Raw genomic sequence first — 716 nt, 5'->3', positions numbered from 1 at the left:
CTCTCCAGCAGGGCGACCGCTTCGCGTTTAAACTCGGGCGTGAACTCTCGTCTCGTCTTCGCCATCCGACACATTCCCCGCTCAGCATGAGCGTATCAGAGGTGTCCGCGATGCCGAGGGAGGATCAGGCCTGGTGATAGGCCCTGGTCATGCTGCCTCTCCGCTGTTCGCGGCGGCCCGTTCCTCGAATGCCCTGTGCTGTGCCAGAACCAGCTCGTACTCGGCCGTGGTGATCCGGATCAGTCCCTCCGGCATCGTCCAGTCGGCAGCCGGGCCGACCACGTGCGCATCTGGATACTGGGCGAGGATGTCTCGCGCCGCCTGCGCCGGATCCGGCATCCAGCCGAGGTAAGTCTCGCCGGCCCAGTCGACTCATGGGCCGTTCAGGATCATGCCCATGGAGCCGATCCCGCAGCTGCCGCGGCCGCCGACCGGCGTCTCCCAGCTCAGATAGCTCGGGACCTCGTCGCCGAACACGAAGCGGGCGTCAGGCCTCGGGAAGCGCTCGCGCAGCTGCGCCAGGACCTCGATATCGGCGTGCCCCTTTTTGGGTGGCTCATCCAGCTCGGGCCGGTCGGCTGGGTCCATTTAGAGCGCCATCCGAGCGTGATGAAACGGCTGGCGAGGTGATGGGTTGGTCGGCGAAGGAGAGCGCCGATGTCCTCAGCCCTGTCCGTCGATCTGCGTCAGCGCGTGGTCCATGCCGTCGCGGCCGG

General features: G+C 66.8%; 2 protein-coding genes. Both read right to left on the bottom strand.

Going from position 1 to position 716, the window contains the following annotated elements; genetic code table 11:
- Positions 1 to 147: 147 nt before the first annotated feature.
- Positions 148 to 339 carry a hypothetical protein gene (locus ACLBXO_RS31635; RefSeq protein ID WP_447687903.1) on the bottom strand — a complete coding sequence of 64 codons (192 nt, stop codon included), beginning with the start codon at positions 337 to 339 and terminating at the stop codon, positions 148 to 150.
- Positions 340 to 372: 33 nt separating this feature from the next.
- Complete coding sequence (locus ACLBXO_RS31630) at positions 373 to 588, bottom strand: hypothetical protein (protein WP_447687902.1); 216 nt, start codon at positions 586 to 588, stop codon at positions 373 to 375.
- Between the last annotated feature and the right edge of the window lie 128 nt (positions 589 to 716).

It is taken from the genome of Methylobacterium sp. C33D (genome assembly GCF_053345825.1).
This window is presented reverse-complemented; position numbering and strand designations above follow the sequence as displayed.

Coding starts and splice junctions, on each gene's coding strand:
- ACLBXO_RS31635 (WP_447687903.1), bottom strand. CDS start 339: ATGCCGGATCCGGCGCAGGCGGCGCGAGACATCCTCGCCCAGTATCCA.
- ACLBXO_RS31630 (WP_447687902.1), bottom strand. CDS start 588: ATGGACCCAGCCGACCGGCCCGAGCTGGATGAGCCACCCAAAAAGGGG.